The sequence below is a fragment of the Pseudomonas sp. FBCC-B1565 genome (assembly GCF_059133265.1).
Map to the genome: position 1 here is coordinate 6,295,285 of NZ_CP101438.1, position 12,745 is coordinate 6,308,029.

Here is a 12,745-nt window from a genome sequence, read left to right on the forward strand (position 1 = left end):
CATGATGCGACTGCTCGGTATCGTTTTGAATCTGGCCCTGATCGGGGTGGTGGTATTCCTAATCAGCGAAGAAGGGATGCCGAGTGGAGGGTGGCAGATTGCTTTGGTTGTGCTGCTAGTGCTCGCCCCATTGTTCAACCTGGTGCTTTTGCGAAGCTACGCTGGTCAATCAAACGGTCAGGGGCTGTTGTCCCTTTACCTGGAACGAAAGGCTTTGGAAGAGCGCCAGAAGATCGCAGAACTGAAAAAGTAACCTGGTGACACAGAACAGAAGACCCGCTGATGCGGGTCTTTTGCTTCCCGCTCCCAGCTGTAACGGCGCAGTAACGTTTCATGTAACGGTGATGCAAGTTCGTTGCAACAAAGCGTCAACGAGCGTTCAACGACCGTTGGTTGCTAATCCCTCAATTTCCGTAGCAATTCCAACCGCAGAAGCCCAAAGGTCGCGCACTCCACCGCTAACTAGCCTTGGTTGCTCATCGGTTGCTGATCATCGTTCTCTCCAAATATCAAACATCTGAATGACGGCCGTCGCTACCAACACCGAGCCGCCGACTAGGATGCTCCGCATTGGCATCATAAGAGCGTGAAGCCTGATAGCCGGCCACAGATGCGTGCGCCTGCTCCAATGATCTTCCACGGCACGTGGCGAACAACAAAGCTTGCTTTGTGTAGTGAGTACACAAGCTGAAGGCTTGGGGTGACTTGCGCTGATCTTTGCTCCACCCGCAGGCTGAAGATGAACACCGTCAGCACGGGGGCCGGTATGCCATACGCAATACTAAGAACAAAAAAGCTCAAAGCGATCACAGGGGTACTGGGATCGGGGCGGCACACATTCCGAGAGATGCCAACGCCGAACTCCGATGGCACCCCCAGCATGCATATGGCTGGTGCAACAAGCTCCGTCGAACTGGGTCGCGCAGTCTTGGCCAGGCTTCCGCAAAAGCGACGGAAGGACGCAGTGATCTGCATCGAATACCTGATCACAGCAAGCCCTGAGGCGTTCGCCATGCATGGCGGGGCGATGCCTGACACCGGCGGTTACTTTGATCGAGCCTTGGCATGGCTCAAGGCGCGTCATGGGTCAGCAAACATCCTGTGCGCCGAGGTGCACCTGGACGAGAGAACCCCGCACCTCGTTGCTTACGTCACACCTCTGACACGTGACGGGCGTTTGTCGGCCCGCGACTTCCTCGGAGGCCCCGCCAAGCTGCGTAAGATGCAAACCGACTTCCATCATTGGTGTGGGAAGCCTCTCGGACTGTCTCGCGGCGTTGAGGGGGCCAAGGCGCCTCACCAGAAGGTTTCCCGGTATTACCAATCCCTCGTTGCAGTCGAACCAAGTATTGCCAGATCAGACCTAGCGGCGGCCGCTATGGGCATACATACGCAGGGTTATACGGCGTTACTGGCTCGGGCTAAGGCTTCGGTAACACAGGTCAAGCTCCAAAGTGCCGCTGAGGCGGCCCTACAGAATCGGCGGATTGCACTCATGCGACAAAAGACACAACTCGAATTCCTTCAGCGTGAACTCGATGGTCGTGAGGTTGCGTTAGAAAAACGGATTGATCAGTTAGCAGAGGTTGATTATGCGTTGCAGCAAGCGGGTCTGATAGCAGACAGGGAGAGGGGGCGGGCTGACATCCTAGAAGCAAAACTACAGCGGATCTGTAGAAACATACCTGCCAGCTCCCTAAGTACCTTGGATAGCGCAGACCCGGCATTTCGATAATAAAAAGCCCGGCTCAAGGCCAGGCTCAAATTAAAAGGGAACCACCCTGGCTATTTCACCAAGCGGAGATGCCCCCCGATAGGAGTAACCGCATAGTGATTTTCATATCCAGTGCCGAGAAGCTCTTTTAAAAACTCAGGCTTGACCTGAAGTATGGTAGCAATATCAGAAAGCTTTATCCCTTTACGTTTAGCTAGAAGATTGAGGGAGGCGCCAATTATTTCAGGCGGTTCTGAAGGGATTAGATAATCATCTTTCTCATGTGTTCCTTCATGCTTCTTCAGGGTAATCACGCCAGTTCTATACTGTGCATCTGAGATCAACTCAAGCTGTCGAGCGCGATACAAGATAGCGGCCTTACTCACCTTCCAAGTTTGTTTAAACTCCCTTATTCCCTTCCAATCCAGTCGCGTACCTGTAGGTCTAGGGAACAGCTTTATCATCATGCTACGAGGAACAAGAAATGAGCTAGCGAATCTGTTCGCTTGATTCTCGGTTAACCTATCACCTGTAACAACGCCTTCGTGCATAACTAGGTGGCCCAACTCATGAGCTAGATCAAACCGTTGTCTGCTATTACTTTCCTTGGCAGTGTTCCGCACAATAAAAGGCCGCTCAACCGCTACCGATAAAGCATCAATCTCTTGAGAGATACCATCGAAAGACATCACGATTGCACCCAGATTTTCGGCCAGACGCGTCATATTTTCAATCGGCCCGAGCCCAAGATCCCATTGTTGTCTACATGCTTCAGCAGCTTTTTCGATACAGTCGGTGCTGTGAATTTCTGGGATGCTGGGAATATTTACCGTAGGTAGTCGAAGCTCTTTTTCTAACGCCTTGATAAAGAGGTTTGTTACCTCACCGCGAGCAATTGCAACCTGCTTTATCGTTTTCGTGGTGCTCATCAGTTTTCTAAAATGAAACTGATCTTCATGCAATCTGTGCTGCCTGGACGAAAAAAAGCCAACTTCGACGTTCAACGCATCAGCTAGGTCTTGCGACAACGCATCAGTGGGGGAACTCTGATTTGTTTCTAACTTATGTAGGTATTGCCGAGTTTTCCCTACTTGCTCGGCAACCTCTTCCAGAGCCATGGCATTGAATATTCTAGCTAGCCGAAGGGAGGCTCCATCAAAAATTGCGCTCATCAATTACTCACTAACCGCTTCATCACTAGCAGCTTCATCATCAAGCAAGCCGACAGCAGCAGGCCGCAAGCTTTTAGCCACAGGAACTTCTTTATCCACAGAGTGAAGAGAACGAATCGAATCACCAAAAGTCCACTGCGATACTTTCTCTTGAAAGGCGTTAAAACCTATCAGATGAACACGATCCTCATCCTCGTCAGTCTCCGCACGTTCTACAACGAATCGCCACATGACTGGCTCGCCCTCATCAGTCGCGAAGAGGTTATCGACCAGATTTCGTTTGAAGAACCCTCTTTTCTTGGGCGACTCGGGATCATCCCTGAAAAACCTGCACGGAATGCTACCAATACGAAAGGTCACATCCATCGCGGAACTGGCCAAGCGTAACCAGTCATGCCCTTTCTCTAGACACATATCTATCAACAGGTTGCGAGATCGCTCAAACGCAGTCCCTTCACGGCTATAATTCGAATCATATTTTGAATTTAGTTCCCGGATCGTCGTGTGACGAATGTCCAGCAAAGCCCGAGCGATGACCTCGAGACGCTCATTAGATAAGTCCGGGCTGAAATGTGAGGGTTTCTTTATAGCCATGGAGGAAAGCCTGCTGGGTCTGGTTTCCGAGAATAATCTGGCAGATAACAGGATCTGTCAACCTGAAAAGATTGCAGATTTCTTTTTTTGTCAACCAAATGCCTACATCTCCTGCGCGTTTACCCTCACCTCGGCAGATGAGGAAACGTAAACTCTCGGCAAGCATCTTAGTGGCAGTCAGCCCTGGCCCTGCGGCCAATGTAGCCAGTAGATATTTTTATGAAAGGTGAGCGTTTGAAGACGTTTTTATCGCACCTCAAACGGTCTGCCTCGCGCGCGCGCGCGTTTGTGGGTGATTGATGAGCCGTCGTGCGCCGCCGGCGCGCTCAATTGATTGGTTTCAAGTGATCAACGAAATATCACGCGCAGGCCTTCCGATGCAGGCGATTGCAGAGTCAATCGGGGTGGCCCGAACCACGTTGATCGGCTGGAAGCAGGGAGCTGAACCTCGACACTCCGAAGGCGACCGACTGCTAACGTTCTGGACTAACGTGACCGGGCGCGACAGAACGGCAGTACCTATGGTCTCGATCCACGATTGGTGGGCGTATCACGCAAAATAGGTGCTCCCCCGGTGACAAAGGCGAATAACACCAATGTCACGCAGCGTCACACATAGTCACAGGGCAATTGCTGCTCACATCTCATTACTGGTTGCGAGCAGCCTTCTTGTTGGCGATCCACTGTTCGACCTCGACCGGATCGAAGCGGCATCGAGCACCCCGCGCATCGCTGGTTTTGATCGGTACAGGGAAGGTCTTGTCGCGAACCCGCAGCTTATTGAGGCCGGACACGCTTTGCATGCCTAGCATCTTGATTACTTCTGCGTTGCCCACTAGGGCGGTGCGTTTTTGCTCCACGGGTATTTCCTCGCTTTGATCGGCCTCAACTAGATGCCACTTTGTCGCATCGCATGCTGGCCGACATGCGCCGTCCTTGCATGCGATGCCGAGTCAGCGCGCTCAATATTGCTTGCCTGACTGTGGCGTTATCCCTATTTAAACCGTAGTTCCGGTTGCCTCTTCTCCTCAGCACCGCCGAGCCGGGCGATCACTACCTGTCGCAGTACCTTTGGTTTTCCGTATCCATCAATGGCAAATCCATATCTCCCGGCCTTAAGCCACTTAATTTGGGCGCTCGATTTAACGTAGCCTGTGAGTTCGGCTACTTCCTCATGGGTCAGGAACATGCAGGGTTCTCCAAGTCGTTTCCGGCTGGTTGATTTGCTCGCGGGAAAGTAGCAGAAATAGTCAATTTCATTGCCGCCAACCCCGCCATATGCAACCACCAGCGGTCGTCTGGCGCTTAAGGAATCAAAATATGGATATCCCCTCCGAGTCGATGTTCATTAACGCTCAGGACATTGTCGAACTGACAGGGAATGCTCGTCCGTCTATCCAGGCCCGATGGCTGCGAGCAAATGGAATGCCGTTCATCCTCGGTGGCGATGGCATGCCCAAGGTTGCTCGGCAAACGCTACTCAACAAACTTGACCAGGCTACACCTGACCCCGAACTACCGATCACGCCTATGCCAAGCCTCGTCGAGATAACGGACAACTGGGACAAGGTCACGGAAAGCCTTATGGCCGAGCTTTTAGGTGTCACACAACGCGCCCTAGAAGGGAGGCGCTCTAATGGATCAATCCCGGGGGATATCTGGAGAAAGGTGGATGGTCGAGTGATGTACAGCATGAAGCGTTATGAGGCCTTCCTTGAGGGACATTGGCCGCCGTTTGTCGAGCTTGCAAGGAGCCCAGGTAAGAAACCGGCTCGCCGGAAACAGGCAACTCAAGGCACGGGCAAGATCATTCACAAACTGGTATGACCTTACGGATTACTTTCGATCCAGACCGGAAAGTTTTCCGACCCTGATCGGATATTTTTCCGAGGTGGGTCGGATATTTTTCCGGCCCCTCATGCCTCCTGCTCTACTCCTGGCCCTTCGCAAGCGCAGTCGTAATAAAGGAATCGGCGACAAGTGCTTATCGGTCGGTCTGCCAAGCTGGCAGCGCTGTAACTGACGCCATCCAATGCGATCCCCCTCAGTCGAATGAACAAGGAGCGACAATGGTTATGCAGTCACTACTACCTCGAATCCTCCGAGCCCATGAGGCTCCGAAATATCTGGGCATGTGTCGAGCCGTGTTCAATGAAACCGTGAGGCCACACGTCCGCGAGTTCCCCATCGGCAAACAGGGCGTAGGGTTTGACCGACTAGAGCTGGACGCATGGGCAGACGCATACATTGCTGCTCACTCGATTGATAAGCGCGCGCCATCTCAAAATGCATTGCCGTCTAAGCCGCATGCGGCGCTGAAGAGGCCACAGGTCACCTCCAGTAAATCAAACACTGCAGGAGCGCCAGATCCTCATGCGAAATCGAAAGAAGAATTCCAGAGAGTGCTCGACCTCGTGAGGGGGAAAAAGAGGCCATGATTAGCCGACCCATGCCAAAACGTGTTCCACAAAGGTAAGCTGCGGCCACAGGCACTGACGCCAAGGAATATGGCCATGACTAACGAAGTAATCTTTTACACCCAGCTCGCTTCAATCGTCTCCTTCATCATCGCCCTTTTCACAGTTTATAGCGTCCTGGTACAGGCAAAGGAGGCATCGATCCAGGTGCTCAAAGAACGTCTGATCAATAAGGACGAGCAGATTGCGGCGCTAAAAGCTCAGACGCCCGACTCACTGGTGTCCATCCTCAATGATCGGATCAAGATCACTCAAGATGAAATTAGCCGCCTCGAAGCAGACAGGGACGTACATCGCAGCGAGATCGAGCTGAAGAAGGGAGAACTCCAAGGCATTCAGGACAAGCTGTCAGCCCTATCCGAACTGATCCGTAAAAGCGATTTAGTGTGCCCCAAATGTGGGGATCCGTTGGCCGGCCGTCAATCACATACGATTTATGGTGGTGTGAACGGTGAGCAGGAAGCCGATATCGAGACACTCAATTATGAATGCGGCTACTCAATTGCAGACGATGGGAAAGAGCTGGGCCGCTGCGCACATCACGTTGACGGATAATTAAAACCGTCGCGACCACAACCGACATCACCAACAACAAACCTTATTGCTGCAAATTGTGGAAGAAACGCTGCTAGCCGCCAAGTATTTTTTTGTGCTGCTGCCTTACTCGAGCGTACAGCCAATTCACCTGTTTCTGAGGTTTTTCACCCTCTGCCTTCCTTAACAAATCCTCGAGACGCAACAGCAAATTAGTATAGATTTCGACTGCCTTGTTCGTTGGAATCCCCATGAACGTACCATCTGGAATCGACTCCTTCCTTAGATAATCTGACTTGATGAACTCCAGCGTGTAAGGGTCGACGTACACTCCGAGGGCGTCAGCGCCCACCATACCCTCAACGAGCTCGACGTCTTTCAGCCCCAGGATGCTTTTATCCAAGATAACTCGAGGGTAGAACCCATTGGACTCTAGGCTATGAGCGACGTTGAGCGCTGGGCCAAATACAATATCGTTTTCGTGATGGATATCTCCGACGGTGACACCTGCTCGTAGCAGAAATCCCGATAAGGCTGCCCCTACAAACACGTTGGATAGACCATAAATCACTTGAGAAAGCTCCTCCTGCTTAAATGGAATACTGATCACGCAGCAGTCGGAGAAAGAAGTGATCCGCGCCTCTCCAGCCCCTACAGCCTGCAAGACTGTCGAGCTTTTCAGCAGTCTAGGTATCAGCGAGAGATTCCCGACTTTTACGGGATCGCTGCCTGCATCTGTGACAAGTGTTTTCCAGCCCATGACGTCAAAAAAAACGACGAGCCTCTCGGAGTAAGTGATCGGGCTGTTGAAGTCTGTGCTATCCATTAGTGTTCTTCCTTGGCTCGAAAGCTAGTTTGGGTGCAAGCGAGTGATCCTATCAGCAACCCACAATCAGCAAGAACGTGCTTTGAGCAGCCTCTAGGCGCTACCTAACGCGTTCGCAGGTCGAGATTTTTTCAGGCAGCGTAGGATTATTGCTCGATGCAGAATTACACAGAGTCTTTTAAATTGGCGATGGCGCGAACCGATGATTTAACCGGTCGAATGTCAAACTACCCGCTTGAGCTCGATACGAGCATGACGATAAACCAGGTCGCGGTTGTGGCAGCTATTGCCAAGGATTTCGCAGAGTTTTTACCTCACACCGACGTCCTGCCGGGCAAGTGCTTCCGAGTTGCGCGTGAACTTTCCTATGTTTTGTTCCATCTCGGCATCAGGCACACCGTGACAGTTGGAGACGTTGCACTGATTGATGGTCTATATGCGGGCGTGGCGCCAGATAAGCTGCTGAGCGATGTCTCGATGGGGTATCAACTTGACTTTATGGATGGCCGCCCCGTGGGACGGCCAATTGATGCTCACGCCTGGATAACGCTGGAGAACGGCTGTGTCATCGATGCAACGGTGCTCGCGTCGCAGCATCGTAAAAGCTTGAATCCATCGGAGTTACTGTCTTTTCAAGACGCCATCTATTACACCGGCAAGCCGAATACCCCAGTGATTCACCATATACCGATGCTAACCGGGCTGGTTTATCACCAGAAGGTTTTGACAGCTCCCATGGATGGAGACTTCCAGAACTACTGTCAATGGTATGAAGATTACCCAAGGCTGATGGGCCGACTAGATCTGTTGAGACTGGTGCCCGCCCTTGCACCCACGTGAGCCCCGCCCATCTATCAAGACTCTTGCTTTCCACTCAGGCATAAAACCGCCCTGATCACCTCGAGGGTCAATCATGGCCGAGTGGACACCCGAGAAGCTCAGAGTTTTTTAAAGTGCTAGGCTTCCTCGAGACACGGAGAGCCACAATGACGGATATCAAACTGATAGCCAGCCTGTTCGACCGCCTCACTCAAAACCAGCTCGCCCTGGGCGCCGCAGTGGAGGAGCTTTCCAATTGGGTCGAGCAGCGCGGATCGGCGGACATTGCCGACAACGTGCGCGGCGCGCTGGAAACGCTCGACGAAAACCTGGTGTTCATTCGCCAAGGCATTGCTGAGCTGACCGTCGCCGGCAGCCTGGGGCAGTCGTGACGCAGGCTAGGATTCTGGACAGGCTCTGGACGGCTGGAGAGGCCGCAGCTCATCCAAATCGGCCCGCGGGCCAAAGCCAGCAAAGGCTGGCGGCAGATCGGACATGCGGCCTGGTAGCTACCTCGTCCAGAAACAGGGGCAAATAGCGGAAGTCACTTCCGGGACAACTGGCTCAGCGTCGACCCAGGCAAACGCGGCCATAATCCTTGACCAGCGTTGACGAAATTTTTGACAGGTCTTGACGGATTTATCCGGCGCCGTCAGCGGTTAGCGCGCTGAAATCCACGCAGTTCAAGGCTTTGCGAGCATTCGGGCTGCCTGACCAGCACCAGCCCCGTCTAAAATTCGGGAGGTGGCCGTCAAGGTGGGTGCTCGATCAATATCCTGGCGCGATGGAGTGGTGAAATACCGGGCCAGAAAAATGCTTAGCGCGCCTGGCAATACTAGACAGGCTCTAGACAGATTTTAGCCGACTGACCACGGGCAAATTGTCCGCAGCCCAAGCAATGCCCAGCTTCCAGCGCTAACGGTGGCGTGCTGGTGCTTGAGGCTCGCAAGCATTTGCCGGGGCTTTCAGCGACCTGCCTGCAAATCTTAGCGGGCTTATTTGAAGCCTTGATCAGCGTTTGGGTTGATCTCGCCTCGCCACAGCCTCAACAGCTTTTTCCGGCATCTGTTGATAAAAAGCAGCAATCTGTTTCGGCTGGCTGATCCGATTTTCCACAATAAAATTTATCAACCCAAAGAGAGGCACTACAAGCGACGGTGTATTGGCAACATCGAGCTCAAGGATGTGAAGCGCATTGTTACCAACAATCCTGGTGCTATCCAATGCCTGCTGAACACCTACAGGAAGCCCAGCAACTACCAGTTTCTTAATCTGGTCATTGATCCTGTCCTCCGTGCCGACCAATTGATTACAGAGCTTTTCCAAACAAAGCCTTAGCAAGGCAGCAGAGGAGCGAGGTGATACGGAGAACACCTCCCTCGCCTCATTAAAATCAGCTTTGCAGCTTTCGGGCATATCCTCATGAGCAGGAGGTGCGGTTACGATCACAGGGAAGATCATTTTACCGTCTGAATACTGACCGATTATGTTTGGCCGCCCGGTACCCAACCAAAAGCTCGAGTCACCGCATGCGCATGTGGCTGCCATGAGGACGTTGAATGGAGGGTTCTTCGATCCTAGCCACTCCATGTGGGAGTTCGCCTGGCAATGCGGGCAGGTGAAAATGCTTTCGTTGAATTTGGGCAGGATGTGTTTCAAGGTGCAATCCTTGCGGAAAAAGAACAACTTTAAGCCAAATGAATCAAATCGGCAGCAGCTTCGAGGAAGCGAGATCAAGACAGGGTAAAAAAAACCGCTCTCGGATCGCAGGCCTAGGCTGTGAAAACCGACCCCATGAATGACCACTACCCTGATCCGGAGTGGTGCTGACACAGGGGAATGGCAAGAACGCCTCAGTGCGGTGGAAGTGCCACGCGGCGGCGCCATCACAGCCACCGCAAAAGTGAGGAGCCAACCAATGAGGCGATTCAAGAGCGCTTACCACTCGTCGGGCATCGAAAGAGGAAATCAACACCGTTTTCGGCCGCCGTGTGTGGGTTCAAAATAGGGCCACATTTTAAAAAGAGAGTAGATATGTGAGTAGATTTATATATCGACCAAAGAAAAATCCTTAAAAAACGTGACCTGCAGCCAATTGTTCGATTCCGTCTCTGGCACCAAATACCGAAACCCCTGATTCCGCAAGGTCTCAGGGGTTTTCTCGTTTCAGGGCTTAAAAATTGCGCCCCTACGTCGTACCAGCGGGTGCGATCCCACCCAAAATCCTGTAGACGCTTTTCCGGCAATCACCGCCTGGGAATCGATTCGTACTGCCCGCTCAACGGCATCAGGGCCGATACAGCGGGAACGCCTCTATCAGCGGCACTATTTCCCGGCCGGCCTCTATCGCGCTTTCCGAGGGATTGCTCGACCTTGGGATATTCCTGGCAAAGTGAAAGATGATGGTCTGCCCGGTGGTGCCGTCCCTGTAATACTTGAAATAACTGATTTCCGAGAATTGCCCGTCTTTACGCAATGACGTGGGATAAAACATCATCGAATAATCGATTCCGGTTTTATTGTCGGTCAGCAGGATCGCCGGCATGTTCGGATTTTCTTGCTGGTGGAGCTGGATGGCGCGCTTGCCGAGGTCGAGGGGCTTGAAGCGGTTCATCTCGCGAGGGACGACGGTAAAGTCCACCATTTCATTCCAGGCATCGATGCTTTCCTCTGCGGGGAAATACTCCCACAAACCCGGCTTCTGGAATTTCAAGACGAACGTCTTGCCGCCGAACACCACCGTTTTGGTGTCGGCAATTGAAGGGCTGGACATGTCAGAGGTCAGCGGCGTGGTGCAGCCGCAGAGCAGCAGAAGGAAGGCGGATAACACGAGAAATGTGGCTTTCATTTCAATCCTTGAAAATGTGCGTCAGTGAATTTTGCGCAGGCAACAGTAGCCCAACGCATCACTGAATACTTCCTTTATCGGGAACCGCATTCACTTGGAGAAGGCCTGGCTCGCTCCGCCCATCACACGCCCCCCAGACCAGGAAGTCCGTGCTGATTCACTCCAGCAAAAACACCATCAGCGGGTTGTCGTTCAACCGCCCTTCGAAGCTTGGCGCCAGGTGTTCCACAGGCGTTCCCTGCAACAGCGCGGTTTCCTTGCGCGCGACGATCACCCAGGCCGGGCGGGGCAAGTTGCCCAGCCGCTCAAGCTCATTGCTGCGGATAAATACGGGCTGCTCATCGTGATCCAGGTTCATCATGTAGCGCACCGCCCAGGTGTCCCGGCCGAGATTGATGAACACCAGCGGCCCCGGCTGCGTGGCACGCAGCGCCTCCACTTGGCCGACAAACTTGCGGGTATCGAACTGCATATCCTTGGACGGCTCTACCACAGTGACCAACAACACCCACTGCGCCATCAACGCGATCAGGCTGAGCCACACCAACCGCCCTACCCGATGCCAGGCGATCAGCGCCGCCACTTGCAGCACCACCAGCCCGCCAATCAGCAGCGGCAGTGAAACGTCCGGCCAGTAACCATGCTTCTGCCAGCCATGCCGACACACAAAGATCGCAACCACACACAACGCCGGTAGCGCGACGACAAGCCCTTCGTAGCAGCGGCGCACACCCGCAAGCCAGCCTTGCGCCTGGAGCAGCCCATAGGCCGCGACAGCCGCGAACATCGGCACCATGGGCAGGATGTAATAAGCGCGCTTGAAGTGCGGTATCGACAGCCCGAGCAAGATCATCAAGCCGCAGGCACCCAGCCGCGCGACCAATTGCATGTCGCCCTCAAACCGCTCGGGCCAGCGATGACGCAGGGCAATCATCGTGGCCAGCGCCAACGGCACCACCGGGAAGTAGCGGTACAGACTCAGCTGGAAATAGAAGTAGAACGGCTCGCCGGTTTCATCCAGGCGTCCGCCGACTTGCATCTTGAATACTTCATCGGCAAACGCATCGCCCCCGCTGATACGCGCCAACTTCACCAGCAGCCACCAACACACTGCCAGCAGCACCAGGCCGACAACACCGTGAATCAGCACCTGTTTCACGCGCTCGCCAGGCTTGCCCAGCGCCCAATACACACACACCACACCACAGACCTCGATCAACCCCAATGGCCCGCGTATCGCAAAACCCAGGACAAACAGCGGGAACACCGCAATCCGCCTCCAGCGTCCGCCGCTGTGCAGCAGGTAGAAACTACCTACACAGAGCAACGCCACCATCTGGTCCAGGCAGACCGAGCGGGACTTTTCGAGCAGTTGGGTGGTGAGCAAGGTCAGCAGCACCGTGAGCAGCGCCCAAGGCCGGCTTGCAGGCACCAACAAGCGGTAGACCACCGCAACTACGCCAGCAGAAGCCAGGGCGGTCGGCAGGATATTCGCCAGATGGTTGGGTGCACCGAACAGCCGGGCAAACACATAGCTGAAGAAGGTCGCGGTGCCGGGGTAATCCGCGTAGGGCTGACCATAGGTGGTAGGGAAAAAACTCACGCCATGGCGAAACATCTCTTGCAGGAACAGCGCCCAACGCCCGTCAAACCCTTGGGGCTGCTGATCCCAGATGCCCAAGGTGAACAACAACAGAGCGAAGAGAAAAATCCCTGAGGATTCCAGGCGAAAACGGTTGCGGTGGTCCATCGGTTGACCTG

The 12,745-nt window shown here is 53.6% G+C and carries 14 protein-coding genes; 6 read left to right on the forward strand and 8 right to left on the reverse strand.

Annotated elements, in window-relative coordinates:
- Window position 1: 1 nt before the first annotated feature.
- Both NL123_RS29015 and mobV read left to right on the forward strand, forming a co-directional pair.
- Complete coding sequence (locus NL123_RS29015) at window positions 2-253, forward strand: hypothetical protein (RefSeq protein WP_494356839.1); 252 nt, start codon at window positions 2-4, stop codon at window positions 251-253.
- Between the two features lie 513 nt (window positions 254-766).
- Window positions 767-1,735, forward strand: coding sequence for a MobV family relaxase (gene mobV, locus NL123_RS29020; protein ID WP_494358353.1), 969 nt, complete (start codon window positions 767-769; stop codon window positions 1,733-1,735).
- Window positions 1,736-1,785: 50 nt separating this feature from the next.
- Here mobV and NL123_RS29025 read toward each other — a convergent pair whose 3' ends face one another.
- The 4 genes from NL123_RS29025 to NL123_RS29040 form a co-directional block, all read right to left on the reverse strand.
- Window positions 1,786-2,886 carry a helix-turn-helix domain-containing protein gene (locus NL123_RS29025; RefSeq protein ID WP_494356840.1) on the reverse strand — a complete coding sequence of 367 codons (1,101 nt, stop codon included), beginning with the start codon at window positions 2,884-2,886 and terminating at the stop codon, window positions 1,786-1,788.
- Window positions 2,887-2,889: 3 nt separating this feature from the next.
- Window positions 2,890-3,480, reverse strand: a complete 591-nt coding sequence (locus tag NL123_RS29030) for a hypothetical protein (protein ID WP_494356841.1) — start codon at window positions 3,478-3,480, stop codon at window positions 2,890-2,892.
- A gap of 647 nt (window positions 3,481-4,127) precedes the next feature.
- Window positions 4,128-4,340, reverse strand: coding sequence for a helix-turn-helix transcriptional regulator (locus NL123_RS29035; protein ID WP_494356842.1), 213 nt, complete (start codon window positions 4,338-4,340; stop codon window positions 4,128-4,130).
- 134 nt (window positions 4,341-4,474) lie between these two features.
- The gene (locus tag NL123_RS29040) at window positions 4,475-4,669 is read right to left on the reverse strand and encodes a DUF4224 domain-containing protein (RefSeq protein ID WP_494356843.1); all 195 of its coding nucleotides are present in this window, start codon (window positions 4,667-4,669) and stop codon (window positions 4,475-4,477) included.
- A gap of 131 nt (window positions 4,670-4,800) precedes the next feature.
- On the opposite strand from NL123_RS29040, the gene NL123_RS29045 reads away from it, so the two are divergent.
- Window positions 4,801-5,307, forward strand: a complete 507-nt coding sequence (locus NL123_RS29045; RefSeq protein WP_494356844.1) for a DUF4224 domain-containing protein — start codon at window positions 4,801-4,803, stop codon at window positions 5,305-5,307.
- Window positions 5,308-5,993: 686 nt separating this feature from the next.
- A complete protein-coding gene (locus tag NL123_RS29050; protein WP_494356845.1) occupies window positions 5,994-6,512 on the forward strand; it encodes a hypothetical protein in 519 nt (172 codons plus the stop codon).
- Between the two features lie 73 nt (window positions 6,513-6,585).
- Here the strand turns inward: NL123_RS29050 and NL123_RS29055 are convergent, their stop codons facing one another.
- Entirely contained in the window at window positions 6,586-7,317 is a 732-nt protein-coding gene (locus NL123_RS29055; RefSeq protein WP_064054109.1) for a hypothetical protein, read from the reverse strand.
- A gap of 156 nt (window positions 7,318-7,473) precedes the next feature.
- Here NL123_RS29055 and NL123_RS29060 point away from each other — a divergent pair, with 156 nt between their 5' ends.
- Window positions 7,474-8,157, forward strand: coding sequence for a hypothetical protein (locus NL123_RS29060; protein ID WP_177074514.1), 684 nt, complete (start codon window positions 7,474-7,476; stop codon window positions 8,155-8,157).
- A 146-nt stretch (window positions 8,158-8,303) separates the two neighbouring features.
- On the forward strand, window positions 8,304-8,528 hold the full coding sequence (locus tag NL123_RS29065) for a hypothetical protein (protein ID WP_494356846.1): 225 nt from the start codon (window positions 8,304-8,306) through the stop codon (window positions 8,526-8,528).
- Between the two features lie 619 nt (window positions 8,529-9,147).
- Here NL123_RS29065 and NL123_RS29070 read toward each other — a convergent pair.
- The 3 genes from NL123_RS29070 to NL123_RS29080 all read right to left on the reverse strand — a co-directional run bounded on the left by NL123_RS29070 (window position 9,148) and on the right by NL123_RS29080 (window position 12,734).
- A complete protein-coding gene (locus NL123_RS29070; protein WP_494356847.1) occupies window positions 9,148-9,795 on the reverse strand; it encodes a DUF4145 domain-containing protein in 648 nt (215 codons plus the stop codon).
- A gap of 628 nt (window positions 9,796-10,423) precedes the next feature.
- Window positions 10,424-10,984, reverse strand: a complete 561-nt coding sequence (locus NL123_RS29075) for an HI_0983 family protein (protein ID WP_494356848.1) — start codon at window positions 10,982-10,984, stop codon at window positions 10,424-10,426.
- Between the two features lie 157 nt (window positions 10,985-11,141).
- Window positions 11,142-12,734: an ArnT family glycosyltransferase gene (locus NL123_RS29080; protein WP_494356849.1), complete on the reverse strand. Its 1,593-nt coding sequence runs from the start codon at window positions 12,732-12,734 to the stop codon at window positions 11,142-11,144.
- Window positions 12,735-12,745 lie beyond the last annotated feature (11 nt).

What these genes read in the sequence shown, in the direction of transcription:
- NL123_RS29045 (WP_494356844.1), top strand. Translation starts at nt 4,801, where the DNA reads ATGGATATCCCCTCCGAGTCGATGTTCATTAACGCTCAGGACATTGTC.
- NL123_RS29015 (WP_494356839.1), top strand. Translation starts at nt 2, where the DNA reads ATGATGCGACTGCTCGGTATCGTTTTGAATCTGGCCCTGATCGGGGTG.
- NL123_RS29040 (WP_494356843.1), bottom strand. Translation starts at nt 4,669, where the DNA reads ATGTTCCTGACCCATGAGGAAGTAGCCGAACTCACAGGCTACGTTAAA.
- mobV (WP_494358353.1), top strand. Translation starts at nt 767, where the DNA reads ATGCCATACGCAATACTAAGAACAAAAAAGCTCAAAGCGATCACAGGG.
- NL123_RS29050 (WP_494356845.1), top strand. Translation starts at nt 5,994, where the DNA reads ATGACTAACGAAGTAATCTTTTACACCCAGCTCGCTTCAATCGTCTCC.
- NL123_RS29055 (WP_064054109.1), bottom strand. Translation starts at nt 7,317, where the DNA reads ATGGATAGCACAGACTTCAACAGCCCGATCACTTACTCCGAGAGGCTC.
- NL123_RS29080 (WP_494356849.1), bottom strand. Translation starts at nt 12,734, where the DNA reads ATGGACCACCGCAACCGTTTTCGCCTGGAATCCTCAGGGATTTTTCTC.
- NL123_RS29075 (WP_494356848.1), bottom strand. Translation starts at nt 10,984, where the DNA reads ATGAAAGCCACATTTCTCGTGTTATCCGCCTTCCTTCTGCTGCTCTGC.
- NL123_RS29030 (WP_494356841.1), bottom strand. Translation starts at nt 3,480, where the DNA reads ATGGCTATAAAGAAACCCTCACATTTCAGCCCGGACTTATCTAATGAG.
- NL123_RS29065 (WP_494356846.1), top strand. Translation starts at nt 8,304, where the DNA reads ATGACGGATATCAAACTGATAGCCAGCCTGTTCGACCGCCTCACTCAA.
- NL123_RS29060 (WP_177074514.1), top strand. Translation starts at nt 7,474, where the DNA reads ATGCAGAATTACACAGAGTCTTTTAAATTGGCGATGGCGCGAACCGAT.
- NL123_RS29025 (WP_494356840.1), bottom strand. Translation starts at nt 2,886, where the DNA reads ATGAGCGCAATTTTTGATGGAGCCTCCCTTCGGCTAGCTAGAATATTC.